We start from the raw sequence: 1,256 nt of genomic DNA on the forward strand, positions 1-1,256 counted from the left end.
ATAGCGTTGGTTTTCATGTACTTTGAAACCGTACTTTCTTACCTCGCTACGTATATAAATGACATCTCTTTAATGAACTTCTCGAATCACCTCACGGATCCTCTTGTATATGTTGCAATCTTGTTTAGAATAAACTTCGATTGTTTCAGTCTTTTTGTTTTGTTACTAAACTCCGTTTGGTAACCCCCGTTTTTGTTGGGACTGCAAAGGTAGAAATCTTTTTGATATTGTCAAGCTTTTATTTAAACTTTTTTTACTTTGTTTTATTTGGTGATTAAACCTTTAAAACAACCTCTGACTCATCTCTACTGCAATCTTTCAAATTCTTCTCTCTGTAACTCTCGCACACAAACCCTTCCTCCGAAGCGGGATGCAAAAGTAAGAAAATTAAACGCCCCCACAAACTATATTACCCTTATAATTGAACCACATCCATAACTACATGAATCACAGCCTTAAAATCGAAAAATAGACTTGATTCCGCGGACAATAATAGTGAATTCTGGCACCATTTCAGGCTGAGTCACACTAAGGTACTCACCCTGGCTTCCATCTCCGGATTCCGAACTCCCCCAAATTATACGCTATATTCCCATTTTTCAGGTTTCATACCATAAAAATGAGTGCTGAATTTTATGTCCATTCAGAAGGAATTATCCTAACTACTAACCACACCTTAATATTTTAACAGCTGATCTATAATAAATCAAAGTTATAGCCTGCTGATAAAAAGACCCGGTATCTTGTTGGATCGTAATAAGACCACTTAATACTTCGAAAAATCCCAATACTTCTTGGATATACTCCTTCTTCAGGTGCTTGAAAGAAAAGTACCAGGGAAGGGCTAGCTACTGCCAATCGTATATTCAATTAATATCCTTGGCAGTCAAATACTGCTCGGTTTAGCTACCATAATAGGTACATTTACTTCCCTTAGTAACCAATACCACAGAAAGCAGTTCATCCATTGCTGATCAACCTAACAGTATTTAAATTTTCAGTTAGCACTGTCAAATTGCTCTGACAGCAGCAACTCTCACACGACTGATAAGCGCTGACTTTAGATATCAATAGAATTGAAACAAGAAAAAAGGAATGAGCTAAAAAGCACTATCTGAGATATGCTGGAACACCTGACTGGAATCAGCTAATTCAAAGGCTAACAGATTATCGAATAAAACAGCCGGGAACTAAACCGATAGAAAAAAGGTTATATACAAGAAAAGCCTGTAGTTTCCTACAGGCTTACTTTAAGA

At 36.8% G+C, this 1,256-nt stretch carries 1 protein-coding gene; it reads left to right on the forward strand.

Annotated features, from left to right (window positions below):
• The coding region (locus tag GM920_RS23795; protein WP_235964626.1) for a hypothetical protein at nt 1-183 on the forward strand (183 nt) is incomplete at its 5' end.
• Nucleotides 184-1,256: the final 1,073 nt, after the last annotated feature.

This window comes from Pedobacter gandavensis (assembly GCF_014172405.1).
GTDB classification, from domain to species: domain Bacteria; phylum Bacteroidota; class Bacteroidia; order Sphingobacteriales; family Sphingobacteriaceae; genus Pedobacter; species Pedobacter gandavensis.